A 24,362-nucleotide genomic window follows, 5' to 3' on the forward strand; every position below is an offset into this window, starting at 1 on the left:
TCAGGTTGACGTACCGCGCGACTCGCCGTTAACGAAAGGATGAACCCGCAGAACGCGGGAAGCCTGAAAAGGCCGCGAAATTGTAACGTCAGCGGCCGTCCGGGACAAGGACCGAGGTGGTGCCCGGCCGTGGCCGGTCAGAGGTTGAACAGGCGCTGCGGGGCCAGCAGACCGGTCTCGTCGACCTGCCCCAGGCCCTGGATCGCCTCGCCCGGCCCGAACACGACTACCCCACCCTGCGGCCAGCCAGCATCGCGGATGCGCTGGCCCACGCGGAACCGAGGGGTCTGCTCCTCGTTCAGCGTAACCCGGGGGTAATGCGCCAGACCCGCGTCCAGCGGCAGCAGCAGGGCCTCCATGCCGGCCTCATCGCCCTGCTCGGCCAGGCCACGCAGGGTCTCAAGGGTGACCATCGGCGCGTCACGGAAGGGATCCACCCACAGCCGGCGCAGGCCGGCGATATGGGCGCCGCAGCCCAGGGTCTCACCCAGATCGCGGGCCAGGCTGCGGATGTAAGTGCCTGAACCGCAGGTCACCCGCAGCGACAGACGGGTCGGCTGCTGGTCCAGCACCTCCAGGGCGTGGACCTCCACGTCGCGTTCGGGAGCCTCGATCGCCTCACCGCGGCGCGCCTTCAGATACAGCGGCTCGCCGCCCTGCTTGAGCGCGGAGTAGATCGGAGCGCGCTGGCGGATGCGACCGCGCAGCGGTGCCAGGGCAGCCTCCAGCTCGGCCGCGCTGATGGCCGGCACCGGCCGCTCGCGCAGTACCGCGCCATCGGAATCATCGGTATCGGTGGTCTGGCCCAGCACCACCTCGGCGTCATAGGCCTTGGCCGAGCCGAGCAGCAGGCCGGCGATCTTGGTGGCTTCACCAAAGCACAGTGGCAGCAGGCCAGTCGCCAGCGGATCCAGGCTGCCGGTGTGGCCGCCCTTCTCGGCGCGGTACAGACGGCGTGCCACCTGCAAGGCTGCGTTGGAGCTCATGCCGGTCGGCTTGTCGAGCAGCAGGATGCCATCCAGGCGACGGAACGAAATTCGGGGTGCCATGCATTCAATTCAAATCGGCGCCGTGTGGCGCTGCCGGTCAATCCGGCCTCCGGCGGAGCGGTCGCACTGCGACAGGCCCCACCCCATAAGACAACAGCCCTTGCGGGCTGTTGGTCCATCAGGCGTTCTTTTCGCCTTCGTCGGCAGCATCGTCGCCACCGTCGTCATCGCCCTGCCGGCTCTTCTCTGCCGCCAGCGTATCGGGCAGATCGCGCAGGATGTTGTCGATGCGCTCGCCGCGATCCACCGAATCATCGTAGTGGAAGTGCAGTTCGGGCACGTGGCGCAGCTTCATCGCACGCGCCAGCTCCATGCGCAGGCCCCAGGCCAGTTCCTTCAGGCCCTTCATCGCTTCCACCGAACGTTCGGGCATCAGCGCCGTGACGAAGATCTTGGCATGCGCCATGTCACGGGTGATTTCCACGTCGGAGACGCTCACCGAAGGCAGGCCGTGTTCACGCACTGCGTTGTGCACGAGTGTTCCCAGTTCACGGCGGATCTGGGCGGAAACACGGTCGGTTCGATGGAAGGTCTTTGGCACGGTAGGCGGACTCGTCTTGAAGGGTGATGCGAAAGCGAAAAAGCCGGACCGCGAGATGCGGTCCGGCCTGGAACATTACAGGGTGCGCGGCACTTCGATACGCTCGAAGCACTCGATCTGGTCACCCGGCTTGACGTCGTTGTAAGCCTTCACGCCGATACCGCATTCGGTACCGTTGCGGACTTCCTCGACGTTCTCCTTGAAGCGACGCAGCGATTCCAGCTCGCCTTCGAAGACCACGACGCTGTCGCGCAGGACGCGGATCGGCTTGCTGCGCTTCACCGTACCTTCGATGATCATGCAGCCTGCGACCGCACCGAACTTCGAGCTGCGGAACACATCGCGGACCTGGGCGATACCGATGATCTCTTCGCGGATTTCCACGCCGAGCAGACCGGAGGCCACCTGCTTCACCTGATCGATCACGTCATAGATGATCGAGAAGTAACGCAGGTCCACACCGTTGGACTCGATGATGCGACGCGCGGAGGCGTCGGCACGCACGTTGAAGCCGATCACGGTGGCCTTGGAGGCAACCGCCGAGTTGGCGTCCGACTCGGTGATGCCGCCCACGCCGGAGTGGATCACGTTGATGCGGATGTCGTCGTTGGACAGCGCGACCAGTGCCTGGCTCAGCGCCTGCACCGAACCCTGCACGTCGGCCTTGATCACCAGGTTCAGCACCTGCTGGCCATCGCCCTTGCCCAGGGTCGCCATGATGTCTTCCATGCGGCTGCCAGCGGACTGCACCAGGCGCGATTCACGGCGCTTGGTTTCGCGCTGCTGCGCGACGTCCTTGGCCAGACGCTCGTCTTCGACCACGACGAAGTCATCGCCGGCATCCGGCACGCCGGACAGACCCAGCACCTGCACCGGAATCGACGGGCCAGCCTGGTCGGGCTGTGCGCCGGTTTCGTCGAACAGGGCGCGCACGCGGCCGTACTGGATACCGCAGACCAGGTAATCGCCCTTCTTCAGCGAACCCTGCTGCACCAGCACGGTGGCGATCGGGCCACGGCCCTTGTCCAGCGAGGACTCGATGACCACGCCGCTGGCGCGGCCGTCGGCCACGGCCTTCAGCTCCAGCAGTTCGGCCTGGATCGAGATCGCGTCCAGCAGGTCGTCGATGCCCAGGCCGGCCTTGGCCGAGATCTCGACCATCTGGGTATCGCCACCGAAGTCTTCGGACACGACCTGCTCGGTGAGCAGCTCGTTCTTGACGCGCATCGGATCGGCGCCGGACTTGTCGATCTTGTTGATCGCCACGATCAGCGGCACACCCGCCGAACGGGCGTGCTGGATGGCTTCCTTGGTCTGCGGCATGACGCCGTCATCGGCCGCCACCACCAGCACCACGATGTCGGTCAGCTTGGCACCGCGGGCACGCATGGACGTAAACGCCGCGTGGCCCGGGGTATCCAGGAAGCTGATCACGCCCTTCGGCGTTTCAACGTGGTACGCACCGATGTGCTGGGTGATGCCACCGGCTTCGCCCGTGGCGACCTTGGTGCGGCGGATGTAATCCAGCAGCGAGGTCTTGCCGTGATCGACGTGGCCCATGATGGTGACCACCGGCGGACGTGCCACCGGCTCGCCCTGGTTGCCACCGGCCAGCGCCAGCAGCGCGTCTTCGGCGTCGTTGGTGTTGGCACGGATCACGTTGTGGCCGAGTTCTTCGGTCACCAGCGCGGCGGTGTCGTGGTCGATGGTCTGGGTGATGGTCGCCATGACGCCCATCTTGAACAGCGCCTTGACCACATCGCCGCCCTTGACGGCCAGCTTCTGGGCCAGATCGGCGACGGTGATGGTGTCGCCGATGGTGACGTCACGCACGATCGGAGCGACCGGACGTTCGAAGCCATGGGCACCACCGCCGCTGCGCGACTGGTTGCTGTCACGGCGGCTGCCGTGCTGCACGCGCCCGGTCGGACGACCGCGCGAGTTGCTGTTGTTGCCGCGGCGGGCACGATCGGCGGCCGACAGATGCAGCTGACCGGCAAAGCGGTTGCCACCATCGTCGTCGCGCTTGGCGCCCGGACGGTTGTTGTTGTTGTTCGAGTTGCGATCGTCCGAACGCGGCGCCGGACGGGCAGCCGACGGTGCCGCCGGGCGCGCATTGCGCGCCGGTGCATCGGCAGCAGCCGGCTTGGCGGCAACCGGGGCCGGGGCCGGCGGTGCGTTCTTGGCCGCTTCGGCAGCGGCTTCAGCCGCCTTGCGCTCGGCTTCGGCACGTTCCTTGGCGTCGATTTCTTCCTGACGCTTGCGGGCGATCTCTTCATCGCGCGCACGGTCCTTCTCGGCCAGTGCGCGCTGCTCGTCCAGATTGCGCTGGCGGGATTCCTCCAGCTTGCGCAGGATGTCGGCGCGCTCCTCATCCGCGGTCATCGGCTTGCCGCTGGCGTCCTTCATGTAGGTACGCTTCTGGCGCACTTCCACGTTGACGGTGGTCTTGCTGCGGCCGGCACTGACGGTCACTTCCTGCAACTTGCGACGGTTCAGGGTGATCTTCTTGGCGGCTTCGTCGGTGCTCTCAACGGGCTGCTCGGTCTTGCCGTGCGAGCGACGAAGGAAGCCCAGGAGCTTCACCTTCTCGGTACTGGTCACGACCTGGTCGGGACCGCTGAACTTCATGCCGGCTTCGGCAAGTTGTACGAGCAGTTTATCGACCGGGGTATTGACCAGTTCGGCAAGCTTGCGGATGGTGGTTTGCTGCGACATTCGGATCCTATGATCTGGTTGGCGCTCCCTCGAAACGTGCGAAGGCAGCGCGGAGTCTAAGCCCTGAGCGGGTCAGGGCACTGTTCATCGCTGGCTCATTCGCCGCGCTCCAGGCGGGCGATCTCCTCGGCTCGGGCGGCAAGGATCAGGGCGGCGGCGCGCTCCTGGTCCATGTCCTCGATGCCGAACTCGAGGATCTCGTCGGCGGCCAGGTCCGACAGGTCCTCACTGGTACGCACGCCGTGACCGGCCAGGGCGTAGGCGGTTGCCTCGTCCATGCCTTCCAGGGCGAGCAGGTCTTCCGACGGCGAGCCGTCTTCCAGACCTTCTTCCACCGCCAGCGCTTCGTTGAGCAGCGCATCGCGGGCACGGGCACGCAGCTCTTCGACGATGTCTTCGTCGAAGCCTTCCACGGCCAGCAGTTCGCCGACCGGGACGTAGGCGATTTCTTCCACGGTGTTGAAGCCTTCGGTCACCAGGATGGCGGCGATTTCCTCATCCACTTCCAGCTTGTCCATGAACAGCTGGCGGGCAACGCCCTGCTCTGCCTCGGACTTGGCGGTCACCTGGTCCTGGGTCATCACATTGAGCTGCCAACCGGTCAGGCGGCTGGCAAGACGGACGTTCTGGCCGCCCTTGCCGATCGCCTGGGCCAGGCGTTCTTCTGCCACGGCCAGGTCCATCGAGTGCTTTTCTTCATCGACGATGATCGACTGCACTTCCGCCGGCGCCATCGCATTGATGACGAAGTTGGCCGGGTTCTCGTTCCACAGCACGATGTCCACGCGCTCGCCGTTGAGCTCGTTGGACACGGCCTGCACGCGCGAACCGCGCATGCCGATGCAGGCACCGATCGGATCGGTACGCGAATCGTGGGCCAGCACGGCGATCTTGGCGCGGTCGCCCGGATCACGTGCGCAGGCCTTGATCTCGACCAGGCCCTGGCCGACTTCCGGCACTTCGAGCTTGAACAGTTCGATCATGAATTCCGGGGCGGCGCGGCTGATGAACAGCTGCGGGCCACGCGGTTCCGAACGGACTTCGGCCAGGTAACCGCGCACGCGGTCGCCAGCGCGCAGCACGTCGCGCGGAATGCCCTTGTCCTTCGGAATGAAGGCCTCGGCGTTGCCGCCCAGGTCCACATAGATGTTGCCGCGCTCGGCGCGCTTGACCACACCGGTGACCAGTTCGCCAACGCGATCCTTCCACGCATCGACCACCTGCTGACGCTCGGCCTCGCGCACGCGCTGGACGATCACCTGCTTGGCGGCCTGCGCGGCGATACGGCCGAAGTCCGGGTTTTCGATCTGCTCTTCGATGAAATCGCCGACTTCCACGCCGTCGGCTTCATCGATGGCGTCCATCAGACGGATCTGGCGGTCCGGAGACTCCATGACCACGTCATCGGCCACCACTTCCCAGCGGCGGAAGGTTTCGTAGTTGCCGTCCTTGTGGTCGATCGACACACGGGCCAGCACTTCTTCTTCCGGGTAACGCTTTTTGGCAGCCGAAGCCAACGCTGCCTCGATGGCATCGAAGATGACTTCGCGCGGGACGCCTTTTTCGTTGGCGACCGCATCCACTACCAGCAAAAGTTCCTTGCTCATTGGCTCACTCCGCGCGCGGCTTTTTGGCCGCCGGCTCGTTGGATGGTTTCTTGTTCGCCTTGCCACCCTGTTTGGGTGCCGGGCCAGTCGGTTTGGTCGGAGCCAGGCCGAGGGCGGCCCAGTCCGGCATGATGCGTGCCTTGTCGATGTTTTCGATGTCGGCGGTGAACGGAGCATTGTCGACCTTGAAGGTCACCGTGCCCTGTTCGATATCCACGGCGAGGATCTCGCCCTGCAGACGGCGGCGGCCGTCCTGCGGCAGGCTGAGCGTCACCTTGGCCGATTCGCCGATGGCGCGCTGGAACTGCTCACCGGTGAACAGCGGGCGGTCCACGCCCGGCGAAGACACTTCCAGCGTGTAGTTCGCCGTGATCGGGTCTTCGACGTCCAGCTGGGCGGACACTTCGCGGCTGACGCGCTCGCAGTCGTCGATGTTGACGATACGCTCGGGCTGTTCGGCCAGCGGCACGTCGATGTACAGGCGCAGCGTGGCACCACCCGGGGCGGTCAGATATTCCACGCCCAGCAGCTCGAGACCCAGCGACTGAACGGTGGGGGCGAGCAGATTCGCGATTTCGGTTGCCTTGTCGCTCACAGTCGGCCTTGATTCGTTGAAAAGAAATACGGTCTGGTCCATGGCTTGGACCACCTTCCGGAAACAACAAAGGGCCCGTTGGGCCCCTGTCCGGTACAACTCCGGTCATGCTGGATTCCGGTGCAGATGCGCACGTGGTGCGAATCTGCGAGCCCAGCGTTCCGGGGGGTCACGGCGGCCTGGGTACAGGTTGCCGTTCCTGGAAGCCGGTCGCGGGGCCTGTTCATATCCCTTGAGGGGATAGGAATAGACAGTCCGCTAAGCCACTGATGATAGCCGTTGCACCGCGCTGGTGCAATGGTTGGGGTGGCCTCTGGTGTCCCTGTTCGGAAAGCTGAACAGCCAAGCTGTGACCCTCGTCGTGGGCAGCGGCGCGGGCAGGTCCGCAGAAGGCGCCGTGACCCAACGAAAAAAGCGACCTCGTTACCGAGATCGCCTTTTCGTCTACTGCATCTGCACTGCAGATTTTCTGTGGTAGCGGGGGCAGGATTTGAACCTGCGACCTTCGGGTTATGAGCCCGACGAGCTGCCAGACTGCTCCACCCCGCAGCAGAAGCGGAATTGTAAGGGAGTTTTCATTCCCGTGCAACCCCATGTTGAAACGAATACCTCGCATCGAGGAACGGCAGCCGGGGGACGGTTTCCTCCCCTGCCCAGGAGAGCAGCCGACCAACGGTCGGCTCTACCGGGCCTGGAACGAAAAAAGCGACACCGTTTCCGGTATCGCTTGATTCGTCCACTGCCTCCGGTTTGCACCGGAGCTATATGGTAGCGGGGGCAGGATTTGAACCTGCGACCTTCGGGTTATGAGCCCGACGAGCTGCCAGACTGCTCCACCCCGCAGCAGAAGCGGATGAGTGCGGAAGGCCCGGGGGACTTCCTAGCAACGATCTTCTGGCGAAACCGCTGCATCAACAACTCAGGAGATGAATATTACACGAGTTGCGCACGTTTGTATCGTTTTTTACGAAATTTGTGCAAATGCCTGCTGGCACCACACCATGATCGGGTTCCACGCCACGCCCAGGGCCAGCAGCGCCAGCGCGTTCACGCCCAGCACCACGCCCAGCACGCGGTCGTTGTTGGCCGGCAGCGGCTCGCCCACCGGCTCATCGAAGTACATGACCTTGATGACGCGCAGGTAGTAGAAGCAGCCGATCACGGCGCAGATCACGCCGACCATGGCCAGCCACAGCATGTCGCCCTGGATCGCCGCGCCGAGGACGGCCAGCTTGGTCCAGAAGCCCAGGAACGGCGGGATGCCTGCCAGCGACGCCATGATGCACAGCACCAGGCCGGCCATCCACGGGTTGCGGGCGTTGAGGCCCTTGAAGTCTTCGATCTTCTCGGCTTCAAAGCCATTGCGCGACAGCGCGATGATCGCGCCGAACGCGGCCGTGGACATGATCGCGTAGCTCAGGGCGTAGAACAGCGCCGCCGAGTAGCCACGCTCGCCACCGCCGGCCATGCCCATCAGCAGGAAGCCGATGTGCGAGACGGTCGAGAAGGCCAGCATGCGCTTGAGGTTGGTCTGCGCGATCGCCATCAGGTTGCCGATCACCAGCGACAGTGCGGCCAGCCCACCGATCAGGTACTTCCACTCGTCGGCCAGCGGACCCACGCCCATCTCCAGCAGGCGGTAGGCCATGCCGAACGCGGCCAGCTTCGGGGCCGAGCTGATGAACAGCGCGACCGGTGCCGGGGCACCCTGGTACACGTCGGGAAGCCACATGTGGAACGGGGCGGCACCCAGCTTGAAGGCCACGCCGGCGATCATGAACACCGCGCCGGTCAGCAGCAGCATCTTCTCTTCGGTGTGCGGAATGGCAGCGTTGATCGCATCCAGATGCAGCGAGCCGGTGGCGCCGTAGATCAGCGACATGCCGTACAGCAGCAGGCCCGAGGCCAGCGAACCCAGCACGATGTACTTCATCGCCGCTTCCGAGGCCAGGCCGTTTTCACGGTTGCTGGCGACCAGTGCGTAGGAGCACAGCGCCAGCAGTTCCAGGCCGAGGTAGACCATCAGCAGGCTGCCGGCCGAGACCAGGATCATCATGCCTGCGGTGGCGAACAGGATCAGCACCGGGATCTCGCCCTGGTACAGCTTGCGCTCGCGCAGGTAGCTCCAGCCGTAGATCAGGGTCAGGCCGCTGCACAGCACGATCACGGTCTTCATCACATCGGCCGCGTTGTCGCGGACGAACATGCCGTGGAAGACCTCGCCCTGCCCGCCCACTCCGGTGGCGAGCATGAAGAACACGACCGCCAGCGCAGCGATCGAGAACAGGTGGGTCCAGATCTTGTTCTTCTCACTGATGAAAAGATCAAGCATCAACAGGGCGAACGCACTGCCGACCAGCACCAGCTCGGGAGCGAGCGGCGGGAGGTCAGCGGCGGTCAGTGGCAACAGCGGCGAGGTGGTCATCATCAAATCCTGGAATCAATACTCTCGACGGCCCGATTACAGCAGCTTGCTGGATGCGATCTGCATCGCCAGCTTCGCGATCGAGGGCTCCATCAGGTCGGTCAGCGGCTTGGGGTACAGGCCCAGGGCAAGGGTGCCCACGGCGAATACACCCAACACCAGCCACTCGCGACCGTTGATGTCCTTCAGCTCGGCGACATGGGCGTTGGCCACTTCACCGAAGAACACGCGCTTGTACAGCCACAGCGTATACGCCGCGGTGATCACCAGGGTGCTCGCCGCGCCGAGTGCCAGCCACGGATTGCGCTGGAAGCTGGCCATGATGATCATGAATTCACCGACGAACCCGCTGGTACCCGGCAGGCCGGCATTGGCCATGAAGAACAGCATGGCGAAGGTGGCAAACCAGGGCATCACGTTGACCACGCCGCCGTAATCGGCGATGCGGCGGCTGTGCATGCGGTCATACAGCACGCCGACGCAGGAGAACATCGCGCCGGACACGAAGCCGTGCGAAACCATCTGCACCATCGCGCCCTGCAGGCCCAGACGGGCGGCATCCGGGTTGCCGGCGTCGCGCACCAGCCACATGGCGATGAAGGTACCCAGGGTCACGAAGCCCATGTGCGCGATCGACGAATAGGCGATCAGCTTCTTCATGTCGTCCTGCACCAGGGCGACCAGGCCAACGTAGATCACCGCCACCAGCGACAGCGCGATCACCAGCCAGGCCCACTCATGCGAGGCGTCCGGCACGATCGGCAGGTTGAAGCGCAGGAAGCCGTAGCCACCGATCTTCAGGGCGATCGCGGCCAGGATCACCGAACCGGCGGTCGGCGCTTCCACGTGGGCGTCCGGCAGCCAGGTGTGGACCGGGAACATCGGCACCTTGACCGCGAAGGCGATCAGGAAGGCGAAGAAGATCCACGTCTGTTCCTTGCCCGACAGCTGCAGCTGGTACAGGTCGGCCAGCTGGAAGCTGCCGCCCTTCAGGTACAGGTAGATCAGGGCCACCAGCATCAGCACCGAGCCGAGGAAGGTGTACAGGAAGAACTTCAGCGCGGCGTAGATGCGGCGCGGGCCGCCCCAGACACCGATGATCAGGAACATCGGGATCAGCATCGCTTCGAAGAACACGTAGAACAGCATCGCGTCCGTCGCCGAGAAGATACCGACGGTGACACCTTCCAGGATCAGGAAGGCGGCCACGTACTGGTTCACGCGCTTGTCGATCGCGCTCCAGGCACCGATCAGGGCCAGCACCGAGACCAGCGTGGTCAGCAGGATCAGCGCGATCGCGATGCCGTCGACGCCGAGGTTGTAGCCGATGTCGTAGGCGGGGATCCAGGCGCGGGTCTCGACGAACTGCAGCGCGTCGATTCCCGTGTCATAGCCGCTGAGCAGCGACAGGCTGGCCACGAAGGTCAGCACCGCGACGCCCAGGGACGCCCACCGGGCGGTTTGGGCATCCCGGATGGCAAGGATCAATGCACCGCCGATGATCGGCAGCCAGATGAGAACACTAAGTAGGGGCCAGTTCGACACGTCTTCTTATTCCGTACAGGTCATCAACGCAGGTAATGCATCAGGACGCCCAGAAGGGCAATCAGGCCGATGATCATCGCGAAGGCGTAGTGATAGAGGAAACCGGATTGGGTGCGACGCAGCAGGTTGGCCGCCAGATCGATCAGGCGCGCCGAACCGTTGACCACCACACCATCGACCACATTCGTGTCGATCGCGCGCGAAACCTTGCCGAGCTTGATACCGCCGCCGGCGAAACCGCCGATCCAGAGCTTGTCGAAGCCGTACTTGTTCTCCAGCACCGACACGATCGGCGCGAAGGTCTTGCGGGCCTTGCCGGCCAGTTCCGGCTTCCACAGGTAGAACAGCGCCGCCAGCAGGAAGCCGACCACCGTCAGGATGAAGGCCGGGGCCATCATGCCGTGGATCGCGAAAGCCACCGGGCCGTGGAATTCTTCGGCCAGCGCACCAATGGTGTTGCGCGCCGGGTCGTAGAAATCAACGATGCCGGTGAAGAACGAATGCACCTGGCCCGGGATGGCGGTGTCGGCGTGGTGGCCGGCCCAGTCGGTGCCATACAGCATCGGACCGATGCTGAAGAAACCGATGACCATCGAGGGGATCGCCAGCAGGATCAGGGGCAGCGTCACCACCCACGGGGTTTCGTGCGGCTCATGCGCGCCATGGCCGTGGCCATGATCGTCATCATGCGCGTCGCCATGGTGGGCGTCGGCTGCGTGCGCGTCTGCGGCGTGATGATCGTCATGGCCATGGCCGTGATCGTCATGCGCATCGCGGAAGCGTTCCTTGCCATGGAAGGTCAGGAACAGCAGGCGGAAGCTGTAGAAGCTGGTGACGACCACGCCACCCAGCACCGCCCAGTACCCGTAGGTCGCCACCCAGCTCGAGGACACATGCGCGTGGTGCTGCGCGGCCTCGATGATGGTGTCCTTGGAGTAGAAGCCGGAGAAGAACGGGGTGCCGACCAGGGCCAGCGTACCGATCCACATGGTGATGAAGGTGATCGGCATGTACTTGCGCAGGCCGCCCATCTTGCGCATGTCCTGCTCGTGGTGCATGGCGATGATCACCGAGCCCGCGCCGAGGAACAGCAGCGCCTTGAAGAAGGCATGGGTCATCAGGTGGAACACGGCCGCCGAGTAGGCCGACACACCCAGGGCGACGGTCATGTAGCCCAGCTGGGACAGCGTGGAGTACGCGACGACGCGCTTGATGTCGTTCTGCACGATGCCGATCAGGCCGGTGAAGAACGCGGTGGTGGCACCGATGAACAGCACGAAGTTCAGCGCGGTCTGGGACAGCTCGAACAGCGGCGACATGCGGGTGACCATGAAGATGCCCGCGGTGACCATGGTCGCGGCGTGGATCAGGGCCGAGATCGGGGTCGGGCCTTCCATCGAGTCCGGCAGCCAGACGTGCAGCGGCACCTGGGCCGACTTGCCCATCGCACCGATGAACAGGCAGATGCAGATCACGGTGGCGACCGACCAGATCACCGGCTCGCTCATCACCGGAATGGAGGTGCCGAACAGGTTGATCGTGCCCGACCAGATCTGGATCAGCGCATCCGGGTGGCCCAGCACCTGCGCGTTGGCGAACACGGTGGCGTAATCCAGGGTGCCGAACACCCACAACACGCCGGCGATGCCGAGGATGAAGCCGAAGTCACCGACACGGTTGACCAGGAAGGCCTTCATGTTGGCGAAGATGGCGGTCGGGCGCTTGAACCAGAAGCCGATCAGCAGGTACGAGACCAGGCCCACCGCTTCCCAGCCGAAGAACAGCTGCAGGAAGTTGTTGCTCATCACCAGGGTGAGCATCGAGAAGGTGAACAGCGAGATGTAGCTGAAGAACCGCTGGTAGCCCGGGTCATCCTGCATGTAGCCGATGGTGTACACGTGCACCAGGAAGGACACGAAGGTCACCACGACCATCATCATCGCGGTGAGCTTGTCGACCATGAAGCCGACGTGCGCCGAGTACTGGCCCACTTCGAAGAACGTATAGATGTTCTGGTTGAACGGCTGGGCGCCGCCCCACAGCAGCATGTACAGCACATAGCTGGACAGCACGCAGCTGACCGCCACGCCGAGGATGGTGACCGCCTGCGCGCCAGCGCGACCGACCTGACGACCGAACAGGCCGGCGATGATGCTGCCGAACAGCGGTGCGAGCACCACTGCGATCAACAGACTCTTGGAGAGAGTGATTTCCATCTACGGATCAGCCCTTCAGCGAATCGACTTCGCCGACATTGATGGTGCGGCGAGTACGGAACAGGGTTACCAGGATCGCGAGGCCGATGGCGGCCTCGGCCGCGGCCACGGTCAGGATGAAGAAGACGAACAGCTGTCCGGCCGTATCACCCATCTCACGCGAGAACCCGACGAAATTGATGTTGACCGACAGCAGCATCAACTCGATGGACATCAGCAGCACGATGATGTTCTTGCGGTTGAGGAAGATGCCGGCAAGGCTGATGCAGAACAGCACCGCGCCGAGCGCCAGAATGTGGCCAAGCGTGATCATGGCTGCGCCTCCTCGTTGCTGGACGGCTTGATGTTGGTGTGCACGACCGGCTTCTCCGCGTCCATCTTGACCACGCGCAGGCGGTCGCTGCCCTTGACCATGGTCTGCTCGGACGGGTTCTGGGTCTTCAGGCCGGTGCGGCGACGCAGGGTCAGCATCACGGCGGCAACCACGGCCACGGTCAGGATGACGGCGGCGAACTCGAACGGCAGCAGGTATTCGGTGAACAGGCTGCGGGCCAGCCAGGTGATGTTGGACGTGTCGGCAGCCAGCGCGGCAGCGTTGTCGGCCGGGAACGGATTGACCGCCCTGCCCTTCACGCCGATCAGCACCAGCATCTGCACCAGCATCGTCACCGCCACCACCAGGCCGAGCGGCAGGTAACGCACCCAGCCCTCACGCAGGTTGGAGGGATCGATGTCCAGCATCATCACCACGAACAGGAACAGCACCATGACCGCGCCGACGTAGACCAGCACCAGGGCCACGCCCAGGAACTCGGCGCCGACCAGGATCCAGATGCAGGCCACGGAGAAGAAGGTCAGGATCAGGCACAACACGGCATAGACCGGATTGCGCACGCTGATCACCGCCGCAGCGGAAATGCCCGCCACGATGGAGAAGACCCAGAAACTGATATTTACCCAATCCATCATTCGACCTCAGCGGAAAGCGGCATCGGCGGCGCGACGCTCGGCGATCTCGGCTTCAAGCCGATCACCGATGGCCAGCAGCTGCGGCTTGGTAACGATGTTCTCGCCACGGTTCTCGAAGTGGTACTCGAGAATGTGGGTCTCGACGATCGAGTCCACCGGGCAGCTTTCTTCACAGAAGCCGCAGAAGATGCACTTGAACAGATCGATGTCGTAACGGGTGGTACGGCGGGTGCCGTCCTCGCGCTTGGCCGAATCGATGGTGATCGCCAGCGCCGGGCACACCGCTTCGCACAATTTGCATGCGATGCAGCGTTCCTCGCCGTTGGGGTAGCGGCGAAGCGCGTGCAGGCCGCGGAAACGCGGCGACTGCGGGAACTTCTCCATCGGGTACATCAGCGTGTACTTGGGCTTGAAGGCGTACTTCAGGGTCAGCCACAGACCACCGAGCAGCTCAAGGAGCAGCAGGCTTTTGAAGTAATGGGTAATTCGGTTCATCGCTTAGACGCCCTTCTGGATCACGCCGTAAAACACCATCAACGCCGTCACTGCAATCCAGAAGATGGTGAGCGGGATGAAGACCTTCCAGCCCAGACGCATGATCTGGTCGTAACGGAAGCGCGGGAAGCTGGCACGGAACCAGATGTAGGAGCTGGCGAAGAAGAAGACCTTCAGCAGCAGCCACGGCCAGCCGCCCACCCAGATCCACTCAACCCAAGGCGCAATGGCCTGGTTGCTGAGCTGGATGTCGAACCAACCTTGGAACGGGCTCAGCCAACCACCGAGGAAGAAGATCGAGATCAGGAAGCTGATCAGGATCATGTTGGCGTATTCGGCCAGGAAGAACAGCGCGAACGCACCACCGGAGTATTCGACCATGTGGCCGGCCACGATTTCCGATTCACCTTCCACGACGTCGAACGGCGCGCGGTTGGTTTCGGCAACGCCGGACACCCAGTACACGATGAACAGCGGGAACAGCGGCAGCAGGAACCAGTCGAACAGACCGGAGCTGCCCGCCTGCGCCATCACGATGTTGCTCAGGTTGAGGCTGCCCGAGGCGATCATCACGCCGACCAGGGCAAAGCCCATCGCGATTTCGTAGCTGATCATCTGCGCCGAGGCGCGCATCGCACCGAGGAACGCGTACTTCGAGTTGGAGGCCCAACCGGCCAGGATGATGCCGTACACGCCCAGCGAGGTCATCGCCAGCAGGTACAGCAGGCCGGCGTTGGCGTTGGAGAGCACGATCCGGGCGTCGAAGGGAATCACCGACCAGGCCGCGAAGGCCGGGCCCAGGGTGATCAGCGGCGCAAGGATGAACATCGCCTTGTGCGAGCTGCTCGGCTGGATGATTTCCTTGAACAGCAGTTTGAAGACGTCGGCGAAGGCCTGGAAGATGCCCATGCCGACATACATCGGGCCATGACGCACGTGCATCCAGCCGATCAGCTTGCGCTCCCAGACCACGTAGAAGGCCACCGAGATGATCACCGGCATGGCGATCACCAGGATCTTCAGGATGATCCAGAGCAGCGCGCCGATGTCGCCCAGTGACAGCAGCCACTGGTGCAGCGGGTCGACCGCGTTCAACAGCAATTCGTTCATGCAGCCACCACCGTTACGCGTGCGGCACCCAGCGGTGCGGTTGCACCGTGGCCCGATTCAATCCAGACCGACCCAGCGGCAACGCGGGCGTCGACCACCACCGGCAAGGTGGCACGGCCGGCATCGGTGCCGACCTTGGCCATCTGGCCTTCCACCAACTGCAGGCGGGCAGCGTCGTCGGCGTTGAGCACGATGCGCGGGGCGTTGTTGAGCGGATGCGACTGCAGCGCCTGGGCACGACGGACCACCGCATCGGTGCGGTAGATCGCGGCGGTCGAGGTCACTTCCAGGCCCTCGCCCGCTACCGGCGTGGCCGCCGAAGACGACACGTTGACGCTGACCGGGGCCAGGCTGGCGCGCAGGCCGGCCAGATCGGTGAACTCGAAACCGGTCAGCGACAGTTCGCCGCCCAGTGCACGCAGCACGCGCCAGCCTTCACGCGCCTCGCCCGGCAGCTTGCCGCCGGCACGCGCCGACTGCTCGCGACCATCGAGGTTGGTCAAGGTGGCATCCACTTCCGGCAGCGCGCCGATCGGCAGGATCACGTCGGCCACATCGCGGGTCGAGGCACAGGCGAACTGGCTGAAGGCCACCACCTGGGCACCGGCCAGTGCCTTGCGGGCAGCGGCGGCGTCGGCGAAGTCCAGGCCCGGCTCGATGCCGTAGATGGCGTAGGCCTTGCGCGGCTGCGCCAGCATGGCGTTGACGTCCTTGCCGGCCGGCAGCACGCCGGCGCGGGTCAGGCCCACGGCATTGGCGCCCTGCGGGATGCGGCACAGCTTGGCACCGGTCGCGGCAGCGAAATCACGCGCGGCGGCGCGGATCGCGGCAGCCTGCGGGTGGTTTTCGGCGATGCCACCGACGATCAGCACGGCATTGCTGGCGCCCTTGACCGCGTCGCGCAGGTCGGCATTGCCGAGCGCGTCGATGAAGGCCGACGGGGCAACGATCTGCTTGCTGGCCAGCTTGAACGCGAAATCGAAGTCGACCGGATTGACGGCATGGATCTTCGCGTTGCGCGTGGTCTGTGCCTTGCGCAGGCGGGCATGCAGCAGCGGCAGCTCGTGACGGATGTTGCTGCCGAGCACGACGATGCTGTCCGCGCCTTCGATCTCGGCCAGCGGCAGGCCGAAGACTTCGGCGGTGGCGGCGTCGGAGAAGTCGCGGTTGTTGATGCGGTGATCGATGTTGGTGGTGCCCAGGCCGCTGGCGAGGCGGGCCAGCAGCGCGCCCTCCTCGTTCGAGGCCGACGGGTGCACCAGCACGCCGAGGTCGTCGCCCTGGTTCGCGGCGAAGATTTCCTTGGCGGCGGCCAGGCCTTCAGCCCAGCTCACTTCCTTCCACTCGCCGTTGACCTTGCGCAGCGGCTTGACCGCACGGTCATCGCTGTACAGGCCCTGGTGCGAATAGCGGTCGCGATCGGACAGCCAGCATTCGTTGACGGCTTCGTTGTCGCGCGGCACTGCGCGCAGCACTTCGCCGCGACGCACGTGCAGGAACAGGTTCGAGCCCATCGCGTCGTGGTAACCCAGCGACTCACGCGCGGTCAGTTCCCACGGACGGGCGCGGAACTGGAACACCTTGTTGGTCAGCGCGCCGACCGGGCAGACATCGACGACGTTGCCGGACAGCTCGGTCGTCAACGGCTTGCCGTCGTAGGTGCCGATCTGCAGGTTTTCACCGCGGTACATGCCACCCAGTTCGTAGGTACCGGCAACGTCGGCAGTGAAGCGGACGCAGCGGGTGCACTGGATGCAGCGGGTCATTTCGGTGGCCACCAGCGGACCGATGTCCTCGTCGGGCACCACGCGCTTGCGCTCGTTGAAGCGGCTGACCGAACGGCCATAGCCCAGCGAAACGTCCTGCAACTCGCACTCGCCGCCCTGATCGCAGATCGGGCAGTCCAGCGGATGGTTGATCAGCAGGAATTCCATCACCGAGCGCTGGAACTTCAGCGCCTTTTCACTGCGGGTGGCGACCTTCATGCCATCCATGACCGGCGTGGCGCAGGCCGGTGCCGGCTTGGGCGACTTTTCCACGTCGACCAGGCACATGCGGCAGTTGGCGGCGATCGGCAGCTTCTCGTGGTAGCAGAAGCGCGGGATCGGAATGCCGGCCTTGTCGGCGGCCTGGATGATCATCGAGCCCTTGGGCACGACCAGGGACTGGCCGTCGATTTCGACGGTCACATGATCCGGTGGCACGCTCGGGTTTACGGGTTGCGCGCTCATGCGGCGGCTGCCTCCACCTTCTTGCCGTCAACCATCGAATGACCGTTGACGATGTAGTACTCGAATTCGTCCCAGAACTGGCGCAGGAAGCCCTGGATGGGCCATGCCGCCGCTTCACCGAACGCACAGATGGTGTGGCCTTCGATCTGGCCGGCCACCGTCTTCAACTGATGCAGGTCTTCCATCGTGGCCTTGCCGGCGACGATGCGCTCCAGCACGCGGTGCATCCAGCCGGTGCCTTCACGGCACGGGGTGCACTGCCCACAGGATTCCTTGTGGAAGAACTGGCTGATGCGGCAGGCGAACTTGACGCAGCAGACGCTGTCGTCCAGCACCACGATGGCGCCCGACCCCAGACCGGTGCCCAGGGCACGCAGGGTGTCGTAGTCCATCTGCAGGCCCTTGAGCTCCTCAGCCTTCAGCACCGGCATCGAGACGCCGCCCGGGACCGCGCCCTTGAGCGTGCGGCCCGGTTTCAGACCACCTGCCATTTCCAGCAGGTCGTCGAAGGTGGTGCCCAGCGGCACTTCGAAGTTGCCGCCCTTCTGCACGCAGCCGGAGACCGAGAAGATCTTCGGGCCGCCGTTCTTGGTCAGGCTCAGGCCCTGGAACCACTCCGGACCGTTGCGGATGATCGCCGGCACCGAGGCATAGGTCTCGGTGTTGTTGATCGTCGACGGCTTGCCGTACAGGCCGAAGTTGGCCGGGAACGGCGGCTTGTAGCGCGGCTGGCCCTTCTTGCCTTCCAGCGATTCCATCAGCGCGGTTTCTTCGCCGCAGATGTACGCGCCGGCGCCCAGCGCACCGTAGATGTCGATGTCCACGCCGCTGCCGAGGATGTCCTTGCCCAGCCAGCCGTTCGCGTACGCGTCGGCCAGGGCCTGCTCGAAGTTCTCGAACGGCTCGTGGTGGAACTCGCCACGCAGGTAGTTGTAGCCCACGGTCGAGCCAGTGGCGTAGCAGGCGATCGCCATGCCTTCCACCACCGAATGCGGGTTGTAACGCAGGATGTCGCGGTCCTTGCAGGTACCCGGCTCGGATTCATCCGAGTTGCACAGGATGTACTTCTGCATCGTGCCCTTGGGCATGAAGGACCACTTCAGGCCGGTCGGGAAGCCCGCGCCGCCACGGCCGCGCAGGTTGGACTGCTTGACCATCTCGATGACCTGCTCCGGCGAGATCTTCTCTTCGAGGATCTTGCGCAGGGCGGCGTAACCGCCGGTCTTGAGGTAGTTTTCATACGACCACGGAGTGTCGTAATGCAGGGTGGTGTAGACCACCTGGTGCGGCAACGGTGCGGGACCGACCGGACCACTGGGTGCGTGATGATGTGCCATGTCTTACTCCAACCCGTCCAGCAGCTCGTCGACTTTCTCGACGGTCAGGCGCTCGTGGTAATGGCCGTTGATGACCATCATCGGCGCACCGGCGCAACCGGCCAGGCATTCTTCTTCGCGCTTGAGGTAGATGCGGCCATCGGCGGTGGACTGACCGGTCTTGCAGCCGAGCTTCTTCTCGGCGTGCGCGACCAGGTCTTCGGCGCCGTTCAACCAGCAGCTGATGTTGGTGCAGAAGGCGACGTTGTGGCGGCCGACCTTCTCCAGTTCGAACATCGAATAGAAGCTGGCGACCTCGTAGGCCCACACCGGCGGCAGGTCCAGGTACTTGGCGACGCCGGCGATCAGCTCGTCGGTCAGCCAGCCCGCATTCTGTTCCTGTGCGGCGTGCAGGCCCTGCAGGACAGCCGAGCGCTTGCGATCCGGCGGGAACTTGGCCAGCCAGTGATCGATGTGCGCACGGGTCTTGTCACTCAAGACCACCATCGGGTCGACGTCGCGCGCCGCCTCGAAATTACCTGTCGCCTTCATCGGCCGACCTCAGCGAATACGAAATCGTTAAAAACCAGAACCTGCAGCGCCGGCAGCAGCCGGCGGGTGTCAGGCATCGTGCAAGCGGATGCGATCACCGGTCCACCTCACCGAACACCAGGTCGTAGGTGCCGATCATGGCCACCACGTCGGCGAGCATGTGCCCGCGCACGACCGAGTCGATCGAGGACAGATGGGCGAAGCCCGGCGCGCGCAGGTGCACGCGGAACGGCTTGTTGGCGCCATCGGACATCAGGTAGCAGCCGAACTCGCCCTTGGGCGCTTCGACGGCGGCGTAGGTTTCGCCGGCCGGAACGCAGTAGCCTTCACTGAACAGCTTGAAGTGATGGATCAGCGCTTCCATGTCGTCCTTCATGTCTTCGCGGCTGGGCGGCGCGACCTTGAAGTTCTTGACCATGACCGGGCCCGGGTTGGCCTTCAGCCAGGTGACGCACTGCTTGATGATGCGGTTGGATTCGCGCATCTCGGCCACGCGGCACAGGTAACGGTCGTAGCAGTCACCTTCCTTGCCGAGCGGGATGTCGAACTCGACCGCATCGTACTTGGCATACGGCTGCTTCTTGCGCAGATCCCAGGCGATGCCCGAGCCACGCAGCATCACGCCGGTCATGCCCCAGGCATGGGCCAGTTCCGGGGTGACCACGCCGATGCCGACCGTACGCTGCTTCCAGATACGGTTGTCGGTCAGCAGGGTCTCGTATTCGTCCACGCGCTTGGGGAACTCGACGGTGAAGTTCTCCAGGAAGTCCAGCAGCGAACCTTCGCGCGAGGCGTTGAGGTTCTTCAGGGCCTTGCCCTTGTGCCAGCGCGATTCCTTGTACTTGGGCATGTGGTCCGGCAGGTCACGGTAGACGCCGCCCGGACGGTAGTACGCTGCGTGCATGCGCGCGCCGGAGACCGCTTCGTAGCAGTCCATCAGCTCTTCGCGCTCACGGAAGGCGTACAGCATGACCGCCATCGCGCCCAGATCGAGCGCGTTGGAACCCAGCCACATCAGGTGATTCAGGATGCGGGTGATTTCGTCGAACATGGTGCGGATGTACTGCGCACGCTCCGGCGCCTCGATCCCCATCAGGGTCTCGATCGCGCGCACGTAGGCGTGCTCGTTGCACATCATCGACACGTAATCCAGGCGATCCATGTAGCCGATCGACTGGTTGAACGGCTTGGACTCGGCCAGCTTTTCGGTACCACGGTGCAGCAGGCCCACGTGGGGGTCGGCACGCATGATGGTTTCGCCGTCCATTTCCAGGATCAGGCGCAGCACACCGTGCGCGGCCGGATGCTGCGGACCGAAGTTCATCGTGTAGTTGCGGATCTCCTGGCGCAGTTCGGCCGGGTTGCTCGCAAAGGCCTGGCTGGCCTGGGTGAATTCACTCACTTGCTTGCCTCCGACTGCGCGGATTCACCGGCAGCGGTCTGGAAACGGGCGTCGTCACGGATCACGCGCGGCACGCCGACACGCGGTTCGACCGAGGTCACCGGTTCATAGATGACGCGCTGTTTTTCTTCGTCGTAGCGCACTTCGACGTTGCCGATCAGCGGGAAATCCTTGCGGAACGGATGGCCGACGAAGCCATAGTCGGTCAGGATGCGGCGCAGGTCCGGGTGACCTTCGAAGATCACGCCGAACAGATCGAACGCTTCGCGCTCGAACCAGTTCAGGCCCGGCCAGATGTTGGTCAGCGAGGCGACCACCGGCAGTTCCTCGTTCGGCGCAAAGCAGCGGATGCGCATGGTGAGGTTGTGCTGGTAGGAACGCAGCTGGGCGACCACGGCAAACCGCTGCAGCGGGATCGGCTGCGGCTGGGCGCCATCGCTGGTTTCGCGGGTGGGGAATTCACCCCAGGCGAAACGGCCGACGGACTTGCCCTCGACGCCACGACTGAAACCCTGGGACGACACATCGGCCGTATCCCATTCGTCGCTGCCATAACCGAGATAATCCAGGCCGCACAGGTCAACGGCCTGCTCGAAACCGAATTCGTCGCGCAGCGCCAGAGCGGTGGCATGCCAGTCAGCGGCGGGCACTTCCAGCGTCACTTCGCCGCGGGGTTCGACCACGAAGACCTGCGCACCTGCGAAACGTGCGGAAAGTCGGTCGATGAAGGAATGTGCTTGCTCTGCCATGGGGGCTTGGCGTGCTCTTGTCAGGAGGGATGTCAGCGGGCGATGGTCTGCGTACGCCAGATCTTCTTCTGCAACTGCAGGATCCCGTACACCAGCGCTTCGGCGGTAGGTGGGCAGCCGGGGACATAGATGTCCACCGGCACCACGCGGTCACAGCCACGCACTACTGCATAGGAGTAGTGGTAGTAGCCGCCACCGTTGGCGCAGCTGCCCATCGAGATGACCCACTTCGGGTCCGGCATCTGGTCATAGACCTTGCGCAGGGCCGGAGCCATCTTGTTGACCAGGGTGCCGGCCACGATCATCACGTCGGACTGACGCGGCGACGGGCGGAACACCACGCCGTAACGGTCAAGATCCAGGCGCGCCGCACCGGCGTGCATCATTTCCACTGCGCAGCAGGCCAGACCAAAGGTCATCGGCCACATCGAACCGGTACGCGCCCAATTCAACAGCGCATCGACGCTGGTGGTCACGTAGCCCTTTTCGAGCAGGGGGTTGTCGCCTTCGGGGCGCAGGATGTCATCGACCCGCCCTTCCGGGACCGGGTTGTTCATCAGGCCGTCGAGCGTCTGAATTACTCCCATTCCAGCGCTCCCTTCTTCCAGACGTAAATGAAACCGAGGAAAAGCATGCCTACGAAGAGGCCCATCGTGACCAGCGAACGTGCGCCCAGTTCCATGAAGACCTGGGTCCACGGCACGATGAAGATGATTTCCAGATCAAATACGATGAACTGAATCGCGATCAGGTAGTAGCGCACATCGAACTTCATGCGCGCGTCCTCGAAAGCCTCGAAGCCGCATTCGTACGGCGAGAGCTTTTTAAGATCAGGACGTCGGGGACCGAGGAATCGGCCAACCAGCATCAGCGCAACGCCGATACCGGTGGCAACGATCAGAAACAGCAGAGACGGCAAATATTCGGCCAGCACAGCGATTCTCTCTTGCCTCTGCCGCTGCGCCTGCAGGCGCTTTGGCATGGGGGAGTGGACGGATACCGCTACCTGGCGCTTTGCGCGCCAGACGAACCCGCTTACAAACAAATGGTGCCCAAGAGGGGACTCGAACCCCTACGACTCTCGTCGCTACCACCTCAAGGTAGTGCGTCTACCAATTCCGCCACCTGGGCTTACGATCGCACCGGTTGTTCTCCAGTGCGCCGCATATTGTAACCGTCTTCAGCGAGTCTGGGTGCCTTCCGAAGGCTTTTCTTCACCAGATTTCGGAGTTTCCGCCTGAGCCGGCACAGTGGCCGACGGAACAGGCTGCTGCGCCGGGGTTTCCGGGGCCTTGGGCACGGCCGGAAGCTCGCCTGCCGGTGCGGCCGGCGCAGTGGCGGCCGGCGCCGACATCAGGCCGAGGTCCTGCTGCGCCGCCGGGCGCGAGCCATGGCTGGCGTACCAGGCCATGAAGAGGCTGATGCCGAAGAACACCACGGCCAGCCACTTGGTCGACTTGGACAGGAAGTTGGACGCGCCACGCGCGCCGAACACGGTGCCCGAGGCGCCGGCACCGAAACCCGACCCTGCGGCCGCGCCGGAACCACGCTGCATCAGGATGAGCGCGATCATGGCCACTGCGACCAGCACGTAGACCACATTGAGGATCAACATCAGCATTTCGAATCCGTCCTCGGACATGTCGTGCCGGCGGTTGGGCCGACAACGTAACTAATTAGCGCCCCGCCGCCGCGGCAGCGATGGCAAGGAAGTCCGCGGCCACCAGCGAGGCGCCGCCCACCAGCCCACCATCGACATCGGGCTGTGCGAACAGTTCCGCGGCGTTGTCGGGCTTCACGCTGCCGCCATAGAGGATCGACAGTGAATCCGCAATTCTAGCATCGAGCTTGGCCACTTCGCCACGGATGAACGCGTGGACCTGCTGGGCCTGCTCCTTGGAGGCGGTCCGGCCGGTGCCGATGGCCCAGACCGGCTCATAGGCGACCACGGCCTGGGCGAACCCTGCGGCCCCGACCAGATCCAGCACGGGGGCCAGCTGGGCGGCGATGACCGCCTCGGTCTGGTTGGCTTCGCGCTGCTCGAGCGTCTCACCGACGCACAGGATCGGGGTCAGACCGGCATGCAGAGCGGCGGCGAACTTGCGGGCGACCAGTTCGCTGCTTTCAGCGTGGTACTGCCGGCGCTCGGAGTGACCGACCAGGCCGTAGCGGGCCCCGACTTCGGCCAGCATGGTGGCCGAGACTTCACCGGTGTAGGCGCCCTTTTCATTGCTGCTGACATCCTGGGAGCCGAACGCGACGGCGCGGCCTTCGAAGGCTTCGACCAGCTCGCCCAGATACGGCAGCGGCGGCAGGACCACGACGTCGACGCCCTGCAGCGGGAGGTCGGCAACCAGGTCACTGACCAGGTCGGTGGCGAATTGGCGGCTGCCGTGCAGCTTCCAGTTACCGGCGACGATCTTGCGGCGCATGGCGGGGGCTCCTTTGGGTATCAGCCGGCCATGATAACGGATGCAACGAAATGGCGTTGGTGGGAAAACGCTTACATTTCAATTGGATATTTATTTTCCGCTGCGGACGAAAGTTAGAAGCAAGGGCGTCGGGGCCGGTGGACGTGCCTGCCCTCTGACAGTGGGTCGGCCTGCATGGAACAGCTACGAAGCGCCCGGTCGGCATTGAGTCTGCCCTGCCCTGCCATCCGACGAGGAAATCTGTCGGGGGCGAGCGCTGCCGTGCCCAGCCGGGACCGTCGGGCGCCATGGATGGCGCACGTCGAGCCCCCATGGACGGGTTTACGGCGCGTCCCGGCTGGGCATGGCAGCGATCGCCCAACACGTAGCAGCGAATAGCTGAATGCAGCAGGGCCAGTATGTCTGGAGCC

The 24,362-nt window shown here is 64.2% G+C and carries 21 protein-coding genes and 3 tRNA genes; all 24 read right to left on the reverse strand.

The genetic code is table 11. From position 1 onward, the window contains the following. Nucleotides 1–137 precede the first annotated feature (137 nt). The 24 genes from truB to tpiA all read right to left on the reverse strand — a co-directional run bounded on the left by truB (nt 138) and on the right by tpiA (nt 23,952). Nucleotides 138–1,049, reverse strand: coding sequence for a tRNA pseudouridine(55) synthase TruB (gene truB, locus PV764_RS05070; protein WP_019182693.1), 912 nt, complete (start codon nt 1,047–1,049; stop codon nt 138–140). A 118-nt stretch (nt 1,050–1,167) separates the two neighbouring features. Further along, nucleotides 1,168–1,590: a 30S ribosome-binding factor RbfA gene (gene rbfA, locus PV764_RS05075; protein WP_019182692.1), complete on the reverse strand. Its 423-nt coding sequence runs from the start codon at nt 1,588–1,590 to the stop codon at nt 1,168–1,170. Nucleotides 1,591–1,665: 75 nt separating this feature from the next. After that, the gene (infB, locus tag PV764_RS05080) at nt 1,666–4,308 is read right to left on the reverse strand and encodes a translation initiation factor IF-2 (RefSeq protein WP_019182691.1); all 2,643 of its coding nucleotides are present in this window, start codon (nt 4,306–4,308) and stop codon (nt 1,666–1,668) included. A 95-nt stretch (nt 4,309–4,403) separates the two neighbouring features. Continuing rightward, nucleotides 4,404–5,915, reverse strand: coding sequence for a transcription termination factor NusA (gene nusA / locus PV764_RS05085; RefSeq protein ID WP_019182690.1), 1,512 nt, complete (start codon nt 5,913–5,915; stop codon nt 4,404–4,406). Nucleotides 5,916–5,919: 4 nt separating this feature from the next. Then, the gene (rimP, locus tag PV764_RS05090; protein ID WP_019182689.1) at nt 5,920–6,510 is read right to left on the reverse strand and encodes a ribosome maturation factor RimP; all 591 of its coding nucleotides are present in this window, start codon (nt 6,508–6,510) and stop codon (nt 5,920–5,922) included. Between the two features lie 472 nt (nt 6,511–6,982). Continuing rightward, nucleotides 6,983–7,059, reverse strand: a tRNA-Met gene (locus PV764_RS05095). A gap of 217 nt (nt 7,060–7,276) precedes the next feature. Beyond that, nucleotides 7,277–7,353: transfer RNA gene (locus tag PV764_RS05100), tRNA-Met, on the reverse strand. A gap of 121 nt (nt 7,354–7,474) precedes the next feature. Beyond that, entirely contained in the window at nt 7,475–8,935 is a 1,461-nt protein-coding gene (gene nuoN / locus PV764_RS05105) for an NADH-quinone oxidoreductase subunit NuoN (protein WP_046273236.1), read from the reverse strand. A gap of 36 nt (nt 8,936–8,971) precedes the next feature. Then, nucleotides 8,972–10,480 carry an NADH-quinone oxidoreductase subunit M gene (locus tag PV764_RS05110; protein WP_019182687.1) on the reverse strand — a complete coding sequence of 503 codons (1,509 nt, stop codon included), beginning with the start codon at nt 10,478–10,480 and terminating at the stop codon, nt 8,972–8,974. Between the two features lie 23 nt (nt 10,481–10,503). After that, nucleotides 10,504–12,696, reverse strand: coding sequence for an NADH-quinone oxidoreductase subunit L (gene nuoL, locus PV764_RS05115; protein ID WP_019182686.1), 2,193 nt, complete (start codon nt 12,694–12,696; stop codon nt 10,504–10,506). A 7-nt stretch (nt 12,697–12,703) separates the two neighbouring features. Continuing rightward, on the reverse strand, nt 12,704–13,009 hold the full coding sequence (gene nuoK, locus PV764_RS05120; protein WP_019182685.1) for an NADH-quinone oxidoreductase subunit NuoK: 306 nt from the start codon (nt 13,007–13,009) through the stop codon (nt 12,704–12,706). Continuing rightward, entirely contained in the window at nt 13,006–13,662 is a 657-nt protein-coding gene (locus PV764_RS05125; protein ID WP_026069700.1) for an NADH-quinone oxidoreductase subunit J, read from the reverse strand. Before PV764_RS05125 ends, nuoK begins: the two co-directional genes overlap by 4 nt. Nucleotides 13,663–13,671: 9 nt before the next feature. Next, the gene (nuoI, locus tag PV764_RS05130) at nt 13,672–14,160 is read right to left on the reverse strand and encodes an NADH-quinone oxidoreductase subunit NuoI (protein ID WP_017355930.1); all 489 of its coding nucleotides are present in this window, start codon (nt 14,158–14,160) and stop codon (nt 13,672–13,674) included. A gap of 3 nt (nt 14,161–14,163) precedes the next feature. After that, nucleotides 14,164–15,270 (reverse strand): NADH-quinone oxidoreductase subunit NuoH, encoded by a 1,107-nt coding sequence (gene nuoH, locus PV764_RS05135; protein WP_019182683.1) that lies wholly within the window; start codon nt 15,268–15,270, stop codon nt 14,164–14,166. Continuing rightward, complete coding sequence (gene nuoG, locus PV764_RS05140) at nt 15,267–17,501, reverse strand: NADH-quinone oxidoreductase subunit NuoG (RefSeq protein ID WP_019182682.1); 2,235 nt, start codon at nt 17,499–17,501, stop codon at nt 15,267–15,269. The genes nuoH and nuoG overlap by 4 nt, the downstream gene beginning before the upstream one ends. Beyond that, the gene (gene nuoF, locus PV764_RS05145) at nt 17,498–18,838 is read right to left on the reverse strand and encodes an NADH-quinone oxidoreductase subunit NuoF (RefSeq protein ID WP_019182681.1); all 1,341 of its coding nucleotides are present in this window, start codon (nt 18,836–18,838) and stop codon (nt 17,498–17,500) included. The genes nuoG and nuoF overlap by 4 nt, the downstream gene beginning before the upstream one ends. Before the next feature lie 3 nt (nt 18,839–18,841). After that, nucleotides 18,842–19,369, reverse strand: a complete 528-nt coding sequence (gene nuoE / locus PV764_RS05150; protein ID WP_019182680.1) for an NADH-quinone oxidoreductase subunit NuoE — start codon at nt 19,367–19,369, stop codon at nt 18,842–18,844. Nucleotides 19,370–19,463: 94 nt separating this feature from the next. Next, entirely contained in the window at nt 19,464–20,771 is a 1,308-nt protein-coding gene (locus PV764_RS05155) for an NADH-quinone oxidoreductase subunit D (protein ID WP_046273237.1), read from the reverse strand. Continuing rightward, nucleotides 20,768–21,520, reverse strand: a complete 753-nt coding sequence (locus tag PV764_RS05160; protein WP_019182678.1) for an NADH-quinone oxidoreductase subunit C — start codon at nt 21,518–21,520, stop codon at nt 20,768–20,770. The genes PV764_RS05155 and PV764_RS05160 overlap by 4 nt, the downstream gene beginning before the upstream one ends. Before the next feature lie 32 nt (nt 21,521–21,552). Continuing rightward, nucleotides 21,553–22,107: a NuoB/complex I 20 kDa subunit family protein gene (locus PV764_RS05165; RefSeq protein WP_019182677.1), complete on the reverse strand. Its 555-nt coding sequence runs from the start codon at nt 22,105–22,107 to the stop codon at nt 21,553–21,555. Then, a complete protein-coding gene (locus PV764_RS05170) occupies nt 22,098–22,454 on the reverse strand; it encodes an NADH-quinone oxidoreductase subunit A (RefSeq protein WP_026069699.1) in 357 nt (118 codons plus the stop codon). Before PV764_RS05170 ends, PV764_RS05165 begins: the two co-directional genes overlap by 10 nt. A 112-nt stretch (nt 22,455–22,566) precedes the next feature. Beyond that, nucleotides 22,567–22,651 (reverse strand) — tRNA-Leu (locus PV764_RS05175). A gap of 49 nt (nt 22,652–22,700) precedes the next feature. After that, nucleotides 22,701–23,141, reverse strand: a complete 441-nt coding sequence (secG, locus tag PV764_RS05180; RefSeq protein WP_026069698.1) for a preprotein translocase subunit SecG — start codon at nt 23,139–23,141, stop codon at nt 22,701–22,703. Nucleotides 23,142–23,196: 55 nt separating this feature from the next. Further along, complete coding sequence (tpiA, locus tag PV764_RS05185; RefSeq protein WP_046273238.1) at nt 23,197–23,952, reverse strand: triose-phosphate isomerase; 756 nt, start codon at nt 23,950–23,952, stop codon at nt 23,197–23,199. Nucleotides 23,953–24,362 lie beyond the last annotated feature (410 nt).

Origin of the sequence: Stenotrophomonas sp. AS1 (genome assembly GCF_048957655.1) — a bacterium.
In the GTDB taxonomy this organism is placed as follows: Bacteria; Pseudomonadota; Gammaproteobacteria; order Xanthomonadales; family Xanthomonadaceae; genus Stenotrophomonas; species Stenotrophomonas bentonitica_A.

What these genes read in the sequence shown, in the direction of transcription:
- truB (WP_019182693.1), bottom strand. Translation starts at nt 1,049, where the DNA reads ATGGCACCCCGAATTTCGTTCCGTCGCCTGGATGGCATCCTGCTGCTC.
- infB (WP_019182691.1), bottom strand. Translation starts at nt 4,308, where the DNA reads ATGTCGCAGCAAACCACCATCCGCAAGCTTGCCGAACTGGTCAATACC.
- nusA (WP_019182690.1), bottom strand. Translation starts at nt 5,915, where the DNA reads ATGAGCAAGGAACTTTTGCTGGTAGTGGATGCGGTCGCCAACGAAAAA.
- nuoN (WP_046273236.1), bottom strand. Translation starts at nt 8,935, where the DNA reads ATGACCACCTCGCCGCTGTTGCCACTGACCGCCGCTGACCTCCCGCCG.
- nuoL (WP_019182686.1), bottom strand. Translation starts at nt 12,696, where the DNA reads ATGGAAATCACTCTCTCCAAGAGTCTGTTGATCGCAGTGGTGCTCGCA.
- nuoK (WP_019182685.1), bottom strand. Translation starts at nt 13,009, where the DNA reads ATGATCACGCTTGGCCACATTCTGGCGCTCGGCGCGGTGCTGTTCTGC.
- PV764_RS05125 (WP_026069700.1), bottom strand. Translation starts at nt 13,662, where the DNA reads ATGGATTGGGTAAATATCAGTTTCTGGGTCTTCTCCATCGTGGCGGGC.
- nuoI (WP_017355930.1), bottom strand. Translation starts at nt 14,160, where the DNA reads ATGAACCGAATTACCCATTACTTCAAAAGCCTGCTGCTCCTTGAGCTG.
- nuoH (WP_019182683.1), bottom strand. Translation starts at nt 15,270, where the DNA reads ATGAACGAATTGCTGTTGAACGCGGTCGACCCGCTGCACCAGTGGCTG.
- nuoG (WP_019182682.1), bottom strand. Translation starts at nt 17,501, where the DNA reads ATGAGCGCGCAACCCGTAAACCCGAGCGTGCCACCGGATCATGTGACC.
- nuoF (WP_019182681.1), bottom strand. Translation starts at nt 18,838, where the DNA reads ATGGCACATCATCACGCACCCAGTGGTCCGGTCGGTCCCGCACCGTTG.
- nuoE (WP_019182680.1), bottom strand. Translation starts at nt 19,369, where the DNA reads ATGAAGGCGACAGGTAATTTCGAGGCGGCGCGCGACGTCGACCCGATG.
- PV764_RS05160 (WP_019182678.1), bottom strand. Translation starts at nt 21,520, where the DNA reads ATGGCAGAGCAAGCACATTCCTTCATCGACCGACTTTCCGCACGTTTC.
- PV764_RS05165 (WP_019182677.1), bottom strand. Translation starts at nt 22,107, where the DNA reads ATGGGAGTAATTCAGACGCTCGACGGCCTGATGAACAACCCGGTCCCG.
- secG (WP_026069698.1), bottom strand. Translation starts at nt 23,141, where the DNA reads ATGCTGATGTTGATCCTCAATGTGGTCTACGTGCTGGTCGCAGTGGCC.
- tpiA (WP_046273238.1), bottom strand. Translation starts at nt 23,952, where the DNA reads ATGCGCCGCAAGATCGTCGCCGGTAACTGGAAGCTGCACGGCAGCCGC.